This is a genomic window from Methanobrevibacter ruminantium (genome assembly GCF_016294135.1).
Lineage (GTDB): Archaea > Methanobacteriota > Methanobacteria > Methanobacteriales > Methanobacteriaceae > Methanobrevibacter > Methanobrevibacter ruminantium_A.
The window spans coordinates 1-17,710 of record NZ_JAEDCO010000023.1; the positions used below are offsets into that span (position 1 = coordinate 1).

General features: G+C 31.8%; 19 protein-coding genes and 1 tRNA gene. 5 read left to right on the forward strand and 15 right to left on the reverse strand.

The annotated features are described in order from the left end of the window. Window positions 1–31 precede the first annotated feature (31 nt). The gene (locus VW161_RS06220; protein ID WP_304086475.1) at window positions 32–1,171 is read right to left on the reverse strand and encodes a TIGR04083 family peptide-modifying radical SAM enzyme; all 1,140 of its coding nucleotides are present in this window, start codon (window positions 1,169–1,171) and stop codon (window positions 32–34) included. 75 nt (window positions 1,172–1,246) lie between these two features. Continuing rightward, window positions 1,247–1,465, reverse strand: coding sequence for a TIGR04165 family Cys-rich peptide (locus tag VW161_RS06225; protein WP_298534543.1), 219 nt, complete (start codon window positions 1,463–1,465; stop codon window positions 1,247–1,249). A 364-nt stretch (window positions 1,466–1,829) separates the two neighbouring features. On the opposite strand from VW161_RS06225, the gene VW161_RS06230 reads away from it, so the two are divergent. Together VW161_RS06230 and VW161_RS06235 are read left to right on the forward strand one after the other, a co-directional pair. Beyond that, entirely contained in the window at window positions 1,830–2,609 is a 780-nt protein-coding gene (locus VW161_RS06230; protein ID WP_325192791.1) for an ABC transporter permease, read from the forward strand. A gap of 56 nt (window positions 2,610–2,665) precedes the next feature. Further along, on the forward strand, window positions 2,666–3,925 hold the full coding sequence (locus VW161_RS06235; protein ID WP_325192792.1) for an ABC transporter ATP-binding protein: 1,260 nt from the start codon (window positions 2,666–2,668) through the stop codon (window positions 3,923–3,925). A gap of 126 nt (window positions 3,926–4,051) precedes the next feature. On the opposite strand, the gene VW161_RS06240 is transcribed toward VW161_RS06235, so the two are convergent. From VW161_RS06240 to VW161_RS06265, 6 genes are all read right to left on the reverse strand, one after another. Further along, the gene (locus VW161_RS06240) at window positions 4,052–4,732 is read right to left on the reverse strand and encodes a glycosyltransferase family 2 protein (protein WP_325192793.1); all 681 of its coding nucleotides are present in this window, start codon (window positions 4,730–4,732) and stop codon (window positions 4,052–4,054) included. Between the two features lie 117 nt (window positions 4,733–4,849). Beyond that, window positions 4,850–5,821, reverse strand: coding sequence for an NAD-dependent epimerase/dehydratase family protein (locus VW161_RS06245; protein WP_298534533.1), 972 nt, complete (start codon window positions 5,819–5,821; stop codon window positions 4,850–4,852). Between the two features lie 51 nt (window positions 5,822–5,872). Further along, on the reverse strand, window positions 5,873–6,418 hold the full coding sequence (locus tag VW161_RS06250) for a hypothetical protein (protein ID WP_304092596.1): 546 nt from the start codon (window positions 6,416–6,418) through the stop codon (window positions 5,873–5,875). Window positions 6,419–6,472: 54 nt separating this feature from the next. Next, window positions 6,473–7,318, reverse strand: a complete 846-nt coding sequence (galU, locus tag VW161_RS06255) for a UTP--glucose-1-phosphate uridylyltransferase GalU (protein ID WP_304086459.1) — start codon at window positions 7,316–7,318, stop codon at window positions 6,473–6,475. A 223-nt stretch (window positions 7,319–7,541) separates the two neighbouring features. Continuing rightward, window positions 7,542–7,628: transfer RNA gene (locus tag VW161_RS06260), tRNA-Leu, on the reverse strand. Between the two features lie 91 nt (window positions 7,629–7,719). Next, complete coding sequence (locus tag VW161_RS06265) at window positions 7,720–8,133, reverse strand: DUF371 domain-containing protein (RefSeq protein WP_304086456.1); 414 nt, start codon at window positions 8,131–8,133, stop codon at window positions 7,720–7,722. A gap of 103 nt (window positions 8,134–8,236) precedes the next feature. Between VW161_RS06265 and VW161_RS06270 the strand changes: the two genes are divergently transcribed. The 3 genes from VW161_RS06270 to VW161_RS06280 all read left to right on the forward strand — a co-directional run bounded on the left by VW161_RS06270 (window position 8,237) and on the right by VW161_RS06280 (window position 10,101). Beyond that, window positions 8,237–9,175, forward strand: coding sequence for a DUF1848 domain-containing protein (locus VW161_RS06270; RefSeq protein WP_304086453.1), 939 nt, complete (start codon window positions 8,237–8,239; stop codon window positions 9,173–9,175). A gap of 28 nt (window positions 9,176–9,203) precedes the next feature. Continuing rightward, window positions 9,204–9,542 (forward strand): DUF3795 domain-containing protein, encoded by a 339-nt coding sequence (locus tag VW161_RS06275; protein WP_304086450.1) that lies wholly within the window; start codon window positions 9,204–9,206, stop codon window positions 9,540–9,542. Between the two features lie 100 nt (window positions 9,543–9,642). Beyond that, window positions 9,643–10,101: a GIY-YIG nuclease family protein gene (locus VW161_RS06280; RefSeq protein ID WP_304086448.1), complete on the forward strand. Its 459-nt coding sequence runs from the start codon at window positions 9,643–9,645 to the stop codon at window positions 10,099–10,101. 48 nt (window positions 10,102–10,149) lie between these two features. On the opposite strand, the gene VW161_RS06285 is transcribed toward VW161_RS06280, so the two are convergent. The 7 genes from VW161_RS06285 to galE form a co-directional block, all read right to left on the reverse strand. After that, window positions 10,150–10,731: a DUF4013 domain-containing protein gene (locus tag VW161_RS06285; protein WP_325192798.1), complete on the reverse strand. Its 582-nt coding sequence runs from the start codon at window positions 10,729–10,731 to the stop codon at window positions 10,150–10,152. Then, window positions 10,728–10,862 (reverse strand): hypothetical protein, encoded by a 135-nt coding sequence (locus tag VW161_RS06290; protein WP_325192794.1) that lies wholly within the window; start codon window positions 10,860–10,862, stop codon window positions 10,728–10,730. The genes VW161_RS06285 and VW161_RS06290 overlap by 4 nt, the downstream gene beginning before the upstream one ends. Window positions 10,863–11,180: 318 nt before the next feature. After that, the gene (gene cfbC, locus VW161_RS06295; protein ID WP_325192795.1) at window positions 11,181–11,984 is read right to left on the reverse strand and encodes a Ni-sirohydrochlorin a,c-diamide reductive cyclase ATP-dependent reductase subunit; all 804 of its coding nucleotides are present in this window, start codon (window positions 11,982–11,984) and stop codon (window positions 11,181–11,183) included. Between the two features lie 49 nt (window positions 11,985–12,033). Further along, the gene (locus tag VW161_RS06300) at window positions 12,034–13,290 is read right to left on the reverse strand and encodes a peptidase U32 family protein (protein ID WP_304086440.1); all 1,257 of its coding nucleotides are present in this window, start codon (window positions 13,288–13,290) and stop codon (window positions 12,034–12,036) included. Between the two features lie 95 nt (window positions 13,291–13,385). Continuing rightward, window positions 13,386–14,828, reverse strand: coding sequence for an amidophosphoribosyltransferase (gene purF, locus VW161_RS06305; RefSeq protein WP_304086436.1), 1,443 nt, complete (start codon window positions 14,826–14,828; stop codon window positions 13,386–13,388). 261 nt (window positions 14,829–15,089) lie between these two features. Next, window positions 15,090–16,430 (reverse strand): hypothetical protein, encoded by a 1,341-nt coding sequence (locus tag VW161_RS06310; RefSeq protein WP_325192796.1) that lies wholly within the window; start codon window positions 16,428–16,430, stop codon window positions 15,090–15,092. Window positions 16,431–16,493: 63 nt separating this feature from the next. Continuing rightward, window positions 16,494–17,468, reverse strand: coding sequence for a UDP-glucose 4-epimerase GalE (gene galE / locus VW161_RS06315; RefSeq protein ID WP_304093774.1), 975 nt, complete (start codon window positions 17,466–17,468; stop codon window positions 16,494–16,496). Window positions 17,469–17,710 lie beyond the last annotated feature (242 nt).

Genomic DNA, 17,710 nt, shown 5'->3' on the forward strand with positions numbered 1-17,710 from the left:
AAAATAAAAAAAATAGAAAGGAATTTAGAAATTACATTTTTGTCATTAAATCCATAATTGAAAATGGATCCCCTTCTTTTCTAACCCTTGGAGCTCCACCAAATGCTGCCATTGCATGTTTCTTGAAGTCTTCATTGGCTTTTTTAGAAACTTCACCAAAGATCATCTTATAAGCTTCACATTGAGGGTCAACAGCTCTTGGAGATTGGGTAGCGACTATTCCATTATAAGGACATCCTCCTCTGCAGAATTTAATGAACTTGCAATCTGCACAGTCCTCATCAACAAAACTCTTGAATTCCATTAGTTTTTCCCAAGCTTCAGATTTCTCCAAATCTTCCATAGATGGCTCATCATATACATTTCCCATAATGTACTCATCCATTCCAACAAAACGGTAGCAAGGGTAAATGGAACCGTCATGACCTACAGCAAGTGTAGTTCCCATACAGTCATTGAAAGTGCATAATGTTCCTACTCTTCTTAAACTGCTTTTTGCAATATGGTCCAAATCCATGATAACAAACTTATCCAAGTCGTATAGGTACTTATCTAACCAATCGATTAGCAATTTTCCATGTTCCTCTTGAGGAAGTGCCCATGGGTCTGCATTATCTCCACGCAATGATGGCAATGCCGCATGAATTTTCAAGTTCAATCCATTTTCCTTAAAGAAATCATAGATCTCATCTGAGAAATCCTTGGAATATGAAGTGAAAGTGCAGACAAAGTTGATTTGTATTCCATTATCAGTAGCTAACTTAACTGATTTAATGGTCTTATCAAAGTATCCTTCACCTCTTTGATAATCATTGATTTCCTTAGGACCATCAATGCTTGTACTGATAGCAATATTGTATTTTGAGAATAACTTAGCCATATCCTCATCCAATAGCCATAAATTACTTTGTAGGGAAAAACCTTCAGTTTCATGAGTTGTTGCATCATTAAGTAATGGAAGTGCCTTTTCATAGAATTCATAACCTGCAAGCAAAGGCTCTCCACCGTGGAAAGTGAAATGTACAGGCTCATCCCTAAAATTAGCTAACCATTTGACAATCTGATTTATCACATCAATATCCATTAATTCTGCATTTTCTTCAGAACCCCAACAATAGGCACAGTTGGATGGGCATCCTAAAGTTGGTATGATCATTACATGAAAAGTCATTTTATCCCTCAAAAATAAATTTAATAAAGAATGAAACAATTTAGCAGTTGATTTTAAAAAATCTAAAATAAATCATTATAATTTTTTATTTAATTCACCGATAAGGTCTTTTTTAATGGTTTCCTCTTCTGATTTTTCCTTATCATTACCTGTTTCAAAAACATATCCGCAATTGTCACATTTGAATTCCTTCAATTCAGCATGTGCGTGATGATTATCAATGAATCTTCTGTGAGCGGTCTTATCAGTAGAACCGCATTTAGGACATTTTGCAATTAAATCTTCAAATTTCATTTTTATCTCTCCTAAATCTTTTTAAATATGATTTTAATTATAATTTTTATTATAATTTATATTATAATTTTTATTATAATTTATATTATAATTTTTATTATAATTTTAATTTGATATTATAATATTGTTTGTCATTATTAATATAATTTAATTTAAATTTTAGAATTTATAATCCTATTTTCAAATATGACTCGAAAAACAATGATAATCTACGATGGAATATTATATTTAATTTGTTTAAAGACCGAATTATTTATAAATCTTTTTAAATAAAAAATAAATAAACTTATATAGTTAATTTAATAAATTAAAATTATATTACTTAAATTGATAATTAACTTAACTTTAATAATAGGTAACAACTATGACTTTAGATATGCTGAAAAAAGGGAGTAGTGAAAATTTCCTTCTAAAACAAATCATCAAGAGAAACTTCACTACCAAATATAAAGATTCTGTATTAGGAATTCTTTGGAGTTTTTTAAATCCATTGATTACAATGGTATTATTAACAGCTATATTTTCCACCTTTTTTACAAAAAGTATTGAGAACTTCCCAGTTTACTTTATGGCTGGACGTTGTGTAATCGATTTCTTCAATAGTGGAACAAAAATAGCTATGACCTCCATTAAACGCAACAGAAGTATTTTACAAAAGATTTTCATTCCTAGATACATATTTGCTATTGGAGGAATCTGTTCAGAATTTTTAAACTTTTTGATGTCTTTAATCGTTATGATAACAATTATGATCGTAACTGGCGCTCCATTTTATGCAATGGGTCTTTTTGCAGTTATTCCAATTGCAATCTTAGTAATCCTAATCACTGGAGTGGGATTGATATTGGCTATCGTATGTACAAAATTCACAGACATTGAATACTTATACAAAATCTTTACAAGCTTATTAGTATATGCTTGTGCAATATTTTATCCAATGGATATTGTTCCACAACCTATTAGAGGATATATGGAATTAAATCCAGTTTACGGAATCATTGCTCAATTCAGGGAATTCGTAATGTATGGCAGATTCCCATCACAAACCATTATGTTAACAACAATTATATTTTCAATAGTTATCTTTATTATTGGAGTATTGGTATTTAGAAAATATCAAAACAAGATTACTTTAGAATTATAAAAAGAATTTAAAAAAACAAATTTTGATTGAAAAAAGCTAATTAAGGAGAGGAAAATATGAATGATACAAATAGCAAAATTGAAACAAAGATAGTGCCGTCTATTCATAACACATTCTCTCTCGAAGCATACCTAAAAACAGCTGATGAAACTGTTTTAGGCAATCAGAACATAACTTGTAATACTTATAAATTAGATGGAGAATTCATAAACTCCCATCAATACATAACTGATGATGCAGGTAAGTTTGAAGTTTCCTTTGACTCTGACAATGACTTGAAGATTGAACTTATTTTTGATGGTAGCGAAGAGTATGAAAAGACTGAACTCACTACTTTCTTCTTAAAGGAATCTGAAGAGGAAAAGAAAAGAATTGAAGAAGAAGAAAAACAAAAGGAACTTGAAGCAAAAAGACTTGCTGAAGAAAAAGAAAAAGAAGAAAAAGCACTTAAAAGAAAGCAAAACAAGGAAAGAAAGGCTAAATTATTAGAGGAATATAACAATAACCAAAGTTATCTCCAAACCACTGGTGATGACAATGTTGCTATCGAACTAAGAAATGTCAGCCTAAGCTTTAAGATAGGAAATGATAAGATAGACAACCTTAAGGAATATGTTATCAGGACCTTGAAGAGAAACAAGGAAAAGAAAACCATTTTTAAGGCTACTGACGACGTATCCTTTAAAATCTACAAAGGTGAAAAGGTAGGTCTTATCGGATACAATGGTGCTGGAAAAAGTACTCTTTTGAAAATCATTTCTGGAGTTTACTCACCTGATGAAGGTGATGTGATCATCAACGGTAACATTGCTCCTTTATTATCCTTAGGTGCAGGATTTGATAAGAACTACTCTGGAAGAGAAAACATATTCTTGAATGGTGCTATTTTAGGATATGGTGAGAAATTCCTTAGAGAAAAGTATGATGAAATCTTGGAATTCAGCGAACTTGGGGATTTCATAAATCTTGCAGTTAAGAATTACTCTTCTGGTATGCTTTCAAAGCTTGGTTTTTCAATCGCTACAATAGTGGATCCAGATATTCTAATTCTTGATGAAGTATTAGGTGTAGGAGACATCACTTTCAGAAAGAAAAGTAAGGAAAAGCTCAAATCATTGATGGAATCCAACACTACTGTATTGCTTGTATCTCACTCCATTCCAGAAATCCGTTCCATATGTGATAAGGCAATCTGGATTGAAAAGGGAAAAGTCCGTGAGATTGGAGAAGTGAATAACATTTGTGATAAATATACAAAAGAAGCTAAGAATGCAAGCAAAGAAAAAACCAAAAAACTAAAACCACAAAGGTTCTAATTTTATTTTAACTAATTTAATAGCTATTAGAAATATATTAGAAATAGCTATTTTTTAATTTCTATTTTTAATAAAAAACTAAAAAAGCTATTTTTATATTACGTCTATTTTCTAATTAAAAAAAGACTATTTTTTAAAAGTTCTGAGAACTTTATCTTTGGTGATATTGAATAAAACACCTACACCATGAGTTATTGGGTCTTTTGTAGATCCATTCAAATCATAGCGAACTGTTATAGGAACTTCAACTATTTTCAATCCCTCTTCAGCTGCATCAACAAGCATTTCACTTTCAATTCCAAACCCTGTATCCTTAAATCTGAAAACATTTTTGGATTTGGAGGAAAATGCTCTAAAACCGCTTTGGGAATCTGTTACCTTAGTTCCTGCAGAGATATTTGTGGCAATATCCAAGACCTTTTGTCCAACTCTTCTGTAAGCAGGAGTGTTTTCTTCAGGACCATTCATATACCTACTCCCATTGACTAAATCTGCACTATCTTCAATGATAGGCCTTACTAAATCAGGAATCTCATTAGGATTATGTTGGCCATCACCATCTATTGTAATGATTATTGAATCACCCTCAATAGCTTTAAAACCTGATTTCAACGCTTCACCCTTACCTAAATTAACACTATGCTTAATTACTCGAGCGCCTGCTTCAACAGCTACTTCAGAAGTCTTATCACTGCTCCCATCATCTACAACGATAACTTCATCAACATAGTCTAAAGTTTTGCCTATGACATCAGCTAAGGCCTTTTCCTCATTGTATGCAGGTATGATAGCCACTACATTTGCCATTTTATCACTTGAAAAAATAATTAATAGATTATGAAATTTTAAACAACTGAAAAATAGTAAAAGATGATTAAAATTGATTAAAATTGCTTAAATTGCTTATAAAATTGATATTAAAAATTAATCTTCAATCCTATAATACCATTTCATCCATTCTACAGTTCTTCTTATTCCCTCTTTAGGGTCAACTTTCGGATCATGCTTTAAATCGCGAATAGCTTTGGAAAAGTCAATGGTCTTGACCTTTGTAGTGAATGCTTCAGCAGGAGTGTAGGTTACCAAGGAATCATCAATCCCTACGGCTTCCAATACTAAGTCAGAATATTCTTCAATGGTCATTTCCCATTCCTGTTTACTTCCAACATTGTAAACTTCACCAGGAATAAAGTTATCTACAATATTTGCAAAGGTATTTGCAGTGTCTTCAACATAATCAATAATTCTCTTATGTCCTTTATGAACTGAATAAGGCAATCCATGAAGTGCTTTGTAAATGAAAATAGGGATGAAACCTTTGTATGGAGAATAAGCTTCATGAGGACCATAACAGTTTACAGGACGTACTCTTACTGTTTCAGTTCCAAACATAGTTGCTGAGTTCATGCACATCAATTCTCCAGCCCATTTGGAAATCGCATAGTCATTCATTTGATAAGTGTCTTTAATTGGCCTGTTTTCCATTACATCTTCAGTCATGATTCCTTCATAATCACCATAAACTTCTGCAGATGAGAATGAAATCATTCTAAAGCCTAATTTCTCTTGAAGACGAATCATGTTTTTCAAACCGATTACATTGGTTTCCCAAAGGTTTTCATAATATCCTTCACCATTCCATCTTCCATATTCCGCAGCTAAGTTGTAAACATAATCGAATTTTTCATTGTCATCAAAGATTCTTTCCATTTGACGATAGTTACGAATATCCCCTCTAACATAGTCAGAATAGGAATCAGAGTATAAATCAGCCTCATCTTCATGATGCAATAAGTCAACTGACAATACTTCATGACCTCTGCTTCTAAGTTCATTAACAAGATTAGTTCCTATAAATCCTGCTCCTCCAGTTACCATAATTCTTTGAGTTTCCATAAAAAACACCTTTTTATCAAATAAATATCAATTGTAAAATAAAAGTTTATACTAACTGTCAATATCACCGAGGCTTTCAGGTTTCTTGCCTCTAACCCTTTTAAAAAATCCTAATTCCTCAAATTCATTTAAAGTGTATTTCATCTGTGCCAATTTTGTATATGCTATATCCAAACGATTTTCCAAATTGTATGTTCTTTGATTTTGGCGAATCCGGGATTTCCTTAAGTCCCTTTCAAGATTAGCAATTTCATAATTGGCATCATTCAATTCTTTTGTCAACTTATTTATAAGTTCATTCAATTTTTCATTGTCTTGCCTTTCAGCTTTAAGATATCTCCTAAGAATATCAACCCTATGATTCAATTTCTTGGTTTCAAGACCTAATTCCTCGATATCATACTGCTTAAGTTCCATTTCCATTGATTCAAATCTCATAATGTCTCTTGAAAGGTTTTCCCTTTCAATAGCAAAGTGCTCTATCCTATCTTCATAGGATTCACACCTTTCCTTGAGAATGCGATTTTCCTTTCTGTAATTGGAAAGCTGTATCTTCAGCTCTTCGATTTCCTCTTCAGGGCTTTTTTCATTAATCATTGAATCACTTAAACAATTGAAAAATTAAAAATAAAAAGAGGATAATTGTAAAAATTAAATTATCTCATTTTTAATAAAGTTTAGAATTTCATCTTTAGCTTTTTCATCTTCCAATGCAAATCTTAAGGAAGTTTTTAACCAATCGATACGATTACCAATATCATAGGACTGGCCTTTAAAGACTTGACCATAGATTTCATCCAATTTAGACAATGCATCAGTCAATTGGATTTCACCACCGTAACCAGGCTCGACATTTTCAATGCAGTCAAAGATGTCTGGGGTGAGAACATATCTTCCCATAATAGCCAAATTACTTGGTGCAACTCTTAAAGGTGGCTTTTCGACTAATTTATCGATTTGATAGATATTAGGTTCAATCTCTTCACCACCAATGATACCGTATCTTTCTACCTTCTCATCAGGAACCTCTTCCAAAGCGATGACTGATTTGCCATATTTCTCATGGATGTCAATTAATTGCTTTGTGCATGGAACAGTGTCTTTAGTGATTGTATCCCCTAACATAACTACAAAAGGATCATTTCCAACATGCTTTTTAGCACAATAGATAGCATCACCAAGACCTTTTTGCTTCTTTTGCCTTATGAAATGGATATCTGCCAAATCAGAAATATATTCTATTTCCTTTAAAAACTCTTCTTTACCTTTTGTTTTTAAATGATGCTCCAATTCAAAAGATCTGTCAAAATGGTCTTCAATTGACCTTTTACCTTTACCTGTAACAATTAAAATGTCATCTACACCGGAATTAACTGATTCCTCTATTACATATTGAATAGTAGGCTTATCATAAACCGGTAGCATTTCTTTAGGTTGGGCCTTTGTAGCAGGCAAGAATCTTGTTCCTAACCCTGCTGCTGGAATAACTGCCTTCATCATTACACCTCAAATAAATTAGAATTTTAAAATTCGTATAATTCTAATAATTCTTATTCAAAGAATTATTTAAATAATTAGTATATTATTATTTTTATTAATAAAGATATATAAATCTGATGAAAAAATAGGCTTTTTAAAAAAATAAGCTATCAAAATATGTTAAAAAAAGTAAGAAATCAAGTAAAATCAAGTAAGATCAAATAAAAATAGATTATAAAAATGGTGCAGGGGACGGGAATCGAACCCGCGAAGGGACTAACCCACTAGGCCCTCAACCTAGCGCCTTTGACCGCTCGACCACCCCTGCATAAAAACAGATGAATAGTACAGTACTATATAATATATTTATTATCTTATTTAAATATTACTACCAACTTAAATAAAAATTAGTTCAGAAATCAAATAAGCTTAATGTTAACCTCCATAGATTCACCATTAGCCAAATCCTTAATCAAATCCCTATTTAAATCAATAGCTGCTTTGTTAGAATTAATCATTAAGGTTCTAGAGCACACAAATGTGCTTTTTCTGCAAACAATATCTGTTGGATGAGATAAGCTTAAATCGTGATGGCCAAATCCTTCTATGGTATCAGAGGCATTAGGAGTGTTTAATTCAACAATTACTTTTGTATCATCATTTGCCAGTTTTTCCTTAAATTCTTCTGGAAAGTCCTCCATTGACTTATCAATATCCAATCCGATAATGCAATCTCCGGCAAGACTCAAATCATTATCCTTTGTAATTTCAAATGTGGATTTATGCAAAGACAGTACGTTTTCATGACCCCTTGCCTTAATCTTAAAATTCATAATAAGAGTTATGGTTATTATTTTATAAAAATATTTTTAAAAAACCAATTCCAAATAGATATATGATAAGAAAAGATGAAATTTTTCTAAAAGGAGTTTTAAAATGATATTGAATACTGGCTTAAGAACAGACATTCCCGGATTTTTCAGCGAATGGCTCTATAACAGAATAGATGATGGATTCGTTTATGTAAGAAGCCCATATGCAAAGAACCAAATCTATTCATATAAATTAGATCCAGCGTTAATTGATTGCATAATATTCTGCACTAAAAATCCACAACCAATGTTTGAAAATCTTGAAAAGATAGATAAGTTCAATCAGTATTGGCATATAACAATCACCCCCTATGAAAAGGATATAGAGCCAAATGTCCCACCAGTAGATGATGTTTTAGAAAGCTTCAAATACCTATCTAAAAAATTAGGAAAGGAAAATGTTACATTAAGGTATGATCCAATCTTCATCAATGAGAAATACACTTTGGAAAAGCACATTGAATCATTTGAAGATATGCTAAATTCATTATCAGGTTATACAACTGAAGCAATAATAAGCTTTATTGATTTATATGAAAAAACAAAACGCAATTTTCCTAAAGCAAGAGAAGTAACTAAAGATGAAAGATTAAAGATAGGGAAAGAATTTGCTCGAATAGGAAATGAAAATAACATAAGAATTAAAACATGCGTAGAAGGAACTGAATTAGACAAATTCGGCATAGATTCAAGTGGTTGCATGACAAAAGAGGTGATTGAAAGAGCAATCAATAAAAACTTAAATATTTCTAAGCAAAAGGCAAGAAATGGAGAGTGCCATTGCCTTTTGAATAATGATATAGGGGAATACAACACATGCGATCATGGATGCCTATACTGCTATGCCAATTCAAATAAGAAATTGGTCAAAAGGAACTTGAAACTTCATGATCCAAAATCTCCGATTCTGATAGGGAAAATAAAGGAAGATAACATCATCAAAGAGATGAGCCAAAAAAGTCATATCATAAATGACAGCACTAGACAAACAAAATTATTCTAAAAATAAAAAAATCAATAGGGGGATTATTATGAATGAATACATTGCATATTGCGGATTGGATTGTGAGAGCTGTGAAGCTCGCATAGCAACAGTGAATGATGATAATGAACTACGTGAAAAAGTTTCAAAGCTTTGGAGCGAACTAAATGGAGTGGAAATAAGTCCAGAAATGATTAATTGTGTAGGGTGCAGGATTGATGGAGTGAAAACTCCATTCTGTGATTCAATTTGCCCTATAAGACAATGCGCTTCAGCAAGAAAATATGAAACATGCGCAGATTGCGTGGAACTTGATGAATGTGAAAAAGTTGGAATGATTCATAAAAACAATAGTGATGCACTAGAAAATTTAAAAAACCTAAAATAGATAACATTTACACATAATAATTTATGCACAAAAACATTCAATTAATTTAATAAAAATAACGATTAATCATATTAAAAATAAAAACAAAAGTTGTTAAATTATGAAAGGCACATACTGTTTAATCATATCTATGAGAAAAAGTGAGAAACTTGACATAGGACATCATCATCATGACTATAAATTTAGGAAAGGATACTATGTTTACATAGGTTCAGCCATGAATTCACTTGTTGCAAGAATTAATAGGCATCTGTCTGATGACAAGAAACTTCATTGGCATATAGATTACCTACTTAAAAATGAAAGCAGTGAAATAAGGGATGTTCTCTTTAATGTATCTGATAAGAAGATTGAATGTGATTTGGCATCAACAATAGCTGAAGATGGTGATGAAGTTCCTAAATTCGGATGTTCTGATTGCAATTGCAGTTCCCATTTAATCTATTTTAAAAGAAAAAGAGACGCCATGAATTCTGTAAAAAGTGCATATGAAAAGTTGGATATGACATATCATAATTTAAGCTATTTTAAAAAAGAGTTAATGAAAAATAAGAATTAAAATTAGTTAAAAATAAAAAATAATAAATAAAAAAAGAAAAGGGTTTATTTATACTTGAGAGTATAATAAACCAATTGCTCTGTTATAGAAGAATGTTGCGTATACACCAAAGATACCTAACAATATTCCTCCGAGAATGTCATTTACTTGATATACTAATGCAAAAATAAATGCAATGATAAATGCAATGACAAGTACTGCAATAATAGTTAAAAGAACTTTTAACATACCGATTTTAGGTATGTCACCAATAACTTCATTGATGGATAAAACTGCTCCTAAACTATCATATTTAGCTAATCTGCATATTGCCATGAATTGAGCAAATGCAAAAACAATGTAGATAATTAATACAACTAATACAGTTAAAATACCTCTACCTAAAAGAGTGTATAATAACCATGCAATAACTGCTGGGATAATATAGTAAACAAAACTAACAATGATTAATTTAATAGCATTCAAGATTTGTCTGACAATATCAATGCCAGGACCGTCTTCTCTTCTTTCGATACCGTATTTAACAATATCCAAACCATATCCGGAAATTAACAATGTACCAATGATCATTACTAATATTCCAATAAATCCAAATCCACCAGCAGCAACAAAATATTGCCTGTTACTTATGAAGCCATAGCAATGAGGCTTGCTCCACCTAAAATTCCAGTAACCATACCAATAATCACATAAATGATTAAAGATTTAACGTTATTTAAAGAATATACTAATGCATCCTTAATTATTTCACTTATTTCCATTTTTTTTTAACACCTAAATTTAATAATATCTTTTAAAGACATTTGATTTTTATATAAGTAATACTATTTAAATGTAAACCCTAAACCAGGAAAAGTAACTGATAATTATATGATTTTGTAAAAAAAAAAAAAAAAAAAATAATCTGATTTAATATTATAGTTCATCCAATTCAATAAAATATTTAATAAAATAACAAAATCATAAATCTTTAAAATAATTAAAAAAATAGTTTTTTAATTGAAAAGATTAATAAAAAATATTTTAAATTAAAAAAAGTAATAAATAAAAAAAAGTAATAAAAAAGAAAGAATAAGGCATTAATCCAAGAATGACTTAAAGAAATTTTCAAAATCCTCATCTTCAATTGGCTCTGGAGTTGAGAAATTATCATTAATGAAAATATCGCTTGCTAATTTTCTATAAGCTTCTGCCTCATCTGAATCAGGAGCATATTCAACTACTGTTTTTGCATCCAATTCACTTCTTTGAATCAAGTTGCTTCTTCCTATGAATCCTATTACTTGAGTGTTGATTTTTTCAGCAAATGAACTGACAATCTCCTCTTCATTTTCAATTCCTTTGCAATTGCAAATGATTCCTCCAAGGTTACCTTTTAGCTTCTTGATTCCTTTGGAAATGTTATTTGCAGCATATAAGGACATGTATTCACCAGAGGATACAATGAATACCTCATCAGCATAATCCTCTCTAAGAGGAACTGAAAATCCTCCACAGACAACATCACCTAAAACATCGTAAAGAATAACATCGAAATCCTCATCAAAGGCGTTTAGATTCTCTAAACGTTTCATTGCAACAATAACTCCACGTCCTGCACATCCCACTCCAGGTTCAGGACCTCCGCTTTCAACACACTTGATTTGATTAAACCCTTCAAAGACCAAATCTGAAAGCTCTGGAGCCTTATTGTCCTTTAAGGTGTTTACAATTGTAGGTATCCTTTTACCGCATAAGGTTCTTGTAGTGTCAGATTTAGGATCACAACCTATTACCATAACCTTCTTATCATCTTCACTATAAGCTGCTGCAATATTAGCTACTGTGGTACTTTTTCCAATACCACCTTTTCCATAAATAGCTATTTTCTTCTGTCTTTTCATCTTTACACCAATAGTTTTAAAATAATCCGTAATTTAGTAAGTATAATAATTATTCTCTAGGGATTAACTTATAAACAAAATCGCTTTCCCTTAATTTCTCATCAATTGCTATTGCTACATTTGAACCTTTTTCTGCCTTTTCAATAGCTTTTCCATCAATTTGCATAGAGTCGATTACATGAGTGATGGAACCTGTTGTTGGCCCTTGAACCATAATCTCATCACCAATAGCCAAATCATCCCATATCTTTAGCTCTGCAACTCTAATCTTATTATAATAATTCACTACCTTCCCAATATCCTTCTTAATGAATTCTGATTGGTTGTTTTCACTGATTTCATAAGGAACATCGAAATAAAATCCAGTATCATAACCTCTATTGAATACCTTCATCAGCTCTTCCATCCATTTAGGATCATATTGATAGTTTTCCGGGTCTTCCTGATACAAGTCAATGGCTTCCCTATAGACCTTAACTGCAGTTGCAACATAATCTGGAGACCTTGCTCTTCCTTCAATCTTGAATGAATCGATTCCCGATTCAATGAGTTCTGGAATATGTTCTATCAATGCCATATCCTTTGGAGAGAAGAAATTTGTCCTATATGAATCATCATAGGAATTTGATATAATGAATGACTCATCATCACAGTCTGAGAAATTGATTACATCATCATTCTCATCTTCCTCAAAGCTCAATTTCCATTCCTTTCTGCAAGGCTGGAGACAATCTCCACAATTAGCGCTTCTGCCATACAATCCATAGCTCAAGAAGCATCTGCCGGATATTGCCATGCACATTGCACCATGAATGAAGACTTCAGTTTCGATTGAGGAATCGCTTTCCTTTAGCTTTCTAACAATATCCTTGATTTCATCTAAAGACAATTCCCTTGATAGAATAGCCCTTTTAACACCTAATTTCTCCAATGCCTTCAATGCATAAAAATTAGTTGTGTTTTCCTGAACGCTCATATGGGCTTCAAGGCTATTTTCAATTGCCAAATCTATTAATGAAATGTCGGATAGAATGATTCCATCTGCACCATACTCCTTGATATAGGGTAATTGTCCCTTTAGCATTTCAATGTCTTTGTCTTTCATTATGGTATTTGTGCAGACATATAGCTTAGCTCCATACTCCCTTGTCATTTCACTTGCCTTTTTAATGTCTTCGAGGGAAAAATTACTTGCATTAACCCTCATATTCATATCTTCAAGGCCAATATAAACTGCATCTGCACCATTTTTAAGTGCACTGATTAATGAAATAAAATTTCCTGCAGGAGCTAACAATTCCACCATAAAAACAACTCATAAATAAATCAAACAAACTTCATAAAAATTAAATAAAAATAAAAATATAAAAATAGAATTTAAAAAATAAAAAAGATGAAAATTTATTCATCTTCTTCAGCTGCATCTCTTAAAGGTTGATAATAATCATAGTAGGATTCCGCTTCTAAATCATCAGGAATCTCAGTAGGATAATCCTCATTGATACAGCCTAAGCATAACTTGTCCCCATCAATGCCAATAGCTTCGATAAGAGATTCTATGCTGATATAACCTAAAGTTTCTGCACCTAATTGTTTTCTGATATCATCGATTTCCAAATTAGCTGCAATCAATTCCTCTTTAGTAGCAAGAGCAACACCGTAGAAACATGGTGCAATTACAGGAGGGCATCCAATCAACATATGCACCTCTTTAGCGCCTGCTGCCTTAAGGATTCTTACTAAGGACTCGGAAGTTGTACCTCTAACGATACTGTCATCGATTACAACAACACTTTTTCCTTCAAGTTCATGTCTTAATGGGTTTAATTTAAGTCTTACAGCAATTTCACGCTCTTCTTGGGTTGGCATAATGAAAGTTCTTCCAACATACCTGTTCTTGATTAATCCTTCACCGTATGGAATTCCTGAAGCCCTTGCATATCCAATAGCTGCAGGGATTGATGAATCCGGAACAGGCAATACCAAATCTGCATCAATAGGGTATTCCTTATACAATGCTTCACCGATTCTAAGTCTTGTATTGTAAACGCTTCTCTCATCAATTACGCTATCCGGACGGGCAAAGTAAACATATTCAAACATACAATGTGCCCTTTTGGAACCTTTTGCAGATGGCAATATATGGGAATTGATCTTATTGTCCTTAAAGTAAATCAATTCACCAGGCTCCAGATCACGAATAAGCCTTGCATCAATCACATCAAATGCGACAGTTTCAGATGCAACTACGAAATGATCATCGGTTTCACCTAAAACCAAAGGTTTCATAGCCATAGGATCCCTTAAAACATACAATTCATCATTGATTAAAATAACCAAGGAATAGGAACCTATTAACCTTTGAGAAACTGTATCGATTACCTTAAGGAAATCCTTCTCGTTTTTAGCCTCTTCCTTAATCAAGTAACAAACAACTTCAGAATCAGTATCAGATTTGAATTCATAACCTTTCTTAATCAATTCATCTCTTAAGGCACCTGAATTAACAATATCACCATTATGAGCCATAGCGATGAATCCATCATCCAATTCAGTGAAGAATGGCTGTGAATTTTCTATTTTTGACTGGCCAGTAGTGGAATATCTTACATGCCCAATACCTACATTACCAGCTAAGCTCTTGATTAAAGAATTGTTAAAAACATCAGTTACTAAACCCATTCCACAATAAAAGTTCAAACCATAATTGATGTTATGGGTAGCTATACCTGCAGATTCCTGTCCTCTATGCTGTAAAGCATATAAACCATAATAAATCAAGTGAGAAACATCCTTAAGATTGTCTTTAGAATGTATTCCTACAATACCACACTTATCTTTCAATATTTAATCTCCTTACCCTATTAAGACATAAAATTTTTAATAATTTTAAATCATGAATATAATATTTTGAACTTAAAAAAATATTATATAATTATTTATAAATTTTCTAATATTTATAATAAATCTTTTTGAAAAAAATTTTAAAAAAATTAATAAAAAGTAGATGAGAGAATTTAAGAGAAAATAAAATAAAAAAAGTGAAAAAATAGTGAAAAAAATAAAATGATAGTTAAAAAAAAGAAAATTAAAATAACCGATTATTTAACCCCAAAGGTTTGAAAAAGCATTGTAAATTTCTTCTTCATCATCATCTACATTATCTTCATCATCATAATCATAATCTTCTTCTCTGTTGTTATAACTTGAATCTTCACTTGAGTCATCCTCTTCATCCTCAATTGACTTGAGAGACTTGAGATTAAAAACATTTATGTCCTCCTTTTTGGACTCATCCATGAAAGCATTGCTAAACAAATCATCATCAATAATAGACTCTTCGGAGGAATTATCTAAATCTGAATTTCCTTCAAATCTTTCATTATAGATAAAACCGTCATCCTTTGGAGCATTGAAAATGTCATTCTCCTCTATTGTCTCAAATCCAGATGTGGAAAATGAGGAGCTTGAACCGAACTCATCAATGTCATCGAACTTGAAATTGCTCTTGAAATTATTGTAATCCAAATCCTGCTTATTTGTATCAGACAGGATAAATGCAGTCTTAATAATCTTCAACCAATCTAATGCATCTTCCTTAGACTCTGCACAAATGGCTCCTTGACCTATCATAAGGTTTTTAGGACGGAAATTGTCTGTACTGATTAGAATAAACTTATAAACATCCTGAGACAAGTATTCTCCAAACAAGCCATACCACAATTCATTTAATGAATAGACTTCCAATGAGTTCTTGCTATGGATTCCCTCAAATCTTGACTTTAAATCTGAAAAGTCTGACTTGATTTGATCCAATTGCCTTTGGAGTATTTTTACTTCCTCCAATGCCTTTTCATTTTTCTCTCTCAATGATTTGGATTCTTTAACTAAAAGGTCATTTTCTCTAGTTATCTTATCATATTTCAATGATTCCTCTTCGAAATCTTTTTTAAGTTCAGAATACTTTCTTTTTGAATCATTGATTGAAGATAGATTGGAAATGCTGTATAATCCTCCACGAATAATTGAATTTGCTATTTCATCCTCCATGAGATTATCATCATAATCATCATAATCATAGCCATTCAATTCATCAAGTGAAGGAAGTTTCAAGTATTCAATGTAATTAAACTCATTCTTCAAGGATTTCTTGAAGTTTTGATATAACTTATGGCTTTCTGCATTGTTTTCAGATGCGATTAAAACCAAATCTGCACCAATTACAGTATTTTTAGCTATTTCAATGTCTTTTGTTGGAATTATGGAAGAGATGTTCACATTAAAATTAGATAAGTCAAAATTGCTTACAGCCTTGGAAAGGAATTCCAAATAATCCAAATTGGTTAGGATTATCCTAACATCAACCAATTCCCCTGCATTTAATTCATTTGAGTAAGTATCTCCAAAATCGTTAAATCCATAATCGTTTTCTTCAAAATTATCCATTTTAACACTCCTCTTTTAAAAGAAAATCTCTAAATCTAACTATTGTTTTCCAAATCACAATTCTTAAACATGAATCTTCTTATGCCAATTCCAAGCAGATTCCACAATGTCTTCCAATTCTGTAACTTGAGGTTTCCATCCCAATATCTCTTCTGCCTTTTTGGAATCAGCTATTAGGATATCAGGATCACCTGGACGTCTTCCTTCAATCTTTACATCAAAGTCAATTCCAGTGACCTTTTTGCAAGTGTCAACAACTTCCTTAACAGAAAATCCATTGCCATTTCCCAAATTGAAAATATTGCTGTCATTGAAAGGTTCCTCCAAATACTGCAATGCTTTCAAATGGGCATCAGCCAAGTCATTTACATGAATATAATCCCTGATGCAAGTGCCATCAGGAGTGCTGTAATCATCACCAAAGATTGAAATGCTGTCTCTTCTTCCAAGAGCCGCATCCAATACCAAAGGAATTAGATGGGATTCTGGGTCATGGCCTTCACCAATCTCACAATCCAAGTCTGCACCTGCTGCATTGAAATATCTTAGTGAAACATATTTCAAGCCACCAAAATCAGACTCATCCTTCAATAGGTTTTCAACCATTAGTTTTGATTCTCCATAAGGGTTGATTGGCTTCAATTCACTATCCTCATTGATAGGAATGGATTTTGGAATGCCATATAATGCAGCTGTTGATGAAAAGATAAATTTTCTCACTCTGAATTCCTTCATGATCTTAAGCAAATTCAAGGTGTTTTCATAATTGTTCTTGAAATACTTTTCAGGTTCCTCAACAGATTCCGCTACAGATGAAAATGCTGCAAAGTGCATTACTGCCTCAATATCATTGTCTTGAAAGATTTCCCTTACTTTCTCACTATCGCTTAAATCTGCATTTACAAAATCTCCCCATTTTACTGCAGACTTATGGCCTTTGGATAGGTTATCCAGAACTATTGTTTCATAACCGGAATTATTAAGCAATTTATTGACATGGGCGCCTATATATCCCGCTCCACCAGTAATTAATATCATATTATCACAAATAGCTAATTATTGATTTAATAAAATACTTTCCTTTATTAAATTTTAAAAATATTTGATTTTTAATCTATGTTTAAAATATATATTAATATTTACTTTATTTTAATGAATATATAACTTTTTACATTATTTTAATGAAAACAAAGCGAAATTATTAGAAAAAGAGTGATATGAGATTATAAAAATTATTAGAAAAATTAAAAAAAGAAAAATAGTCAGATTCTTCCCAAAAA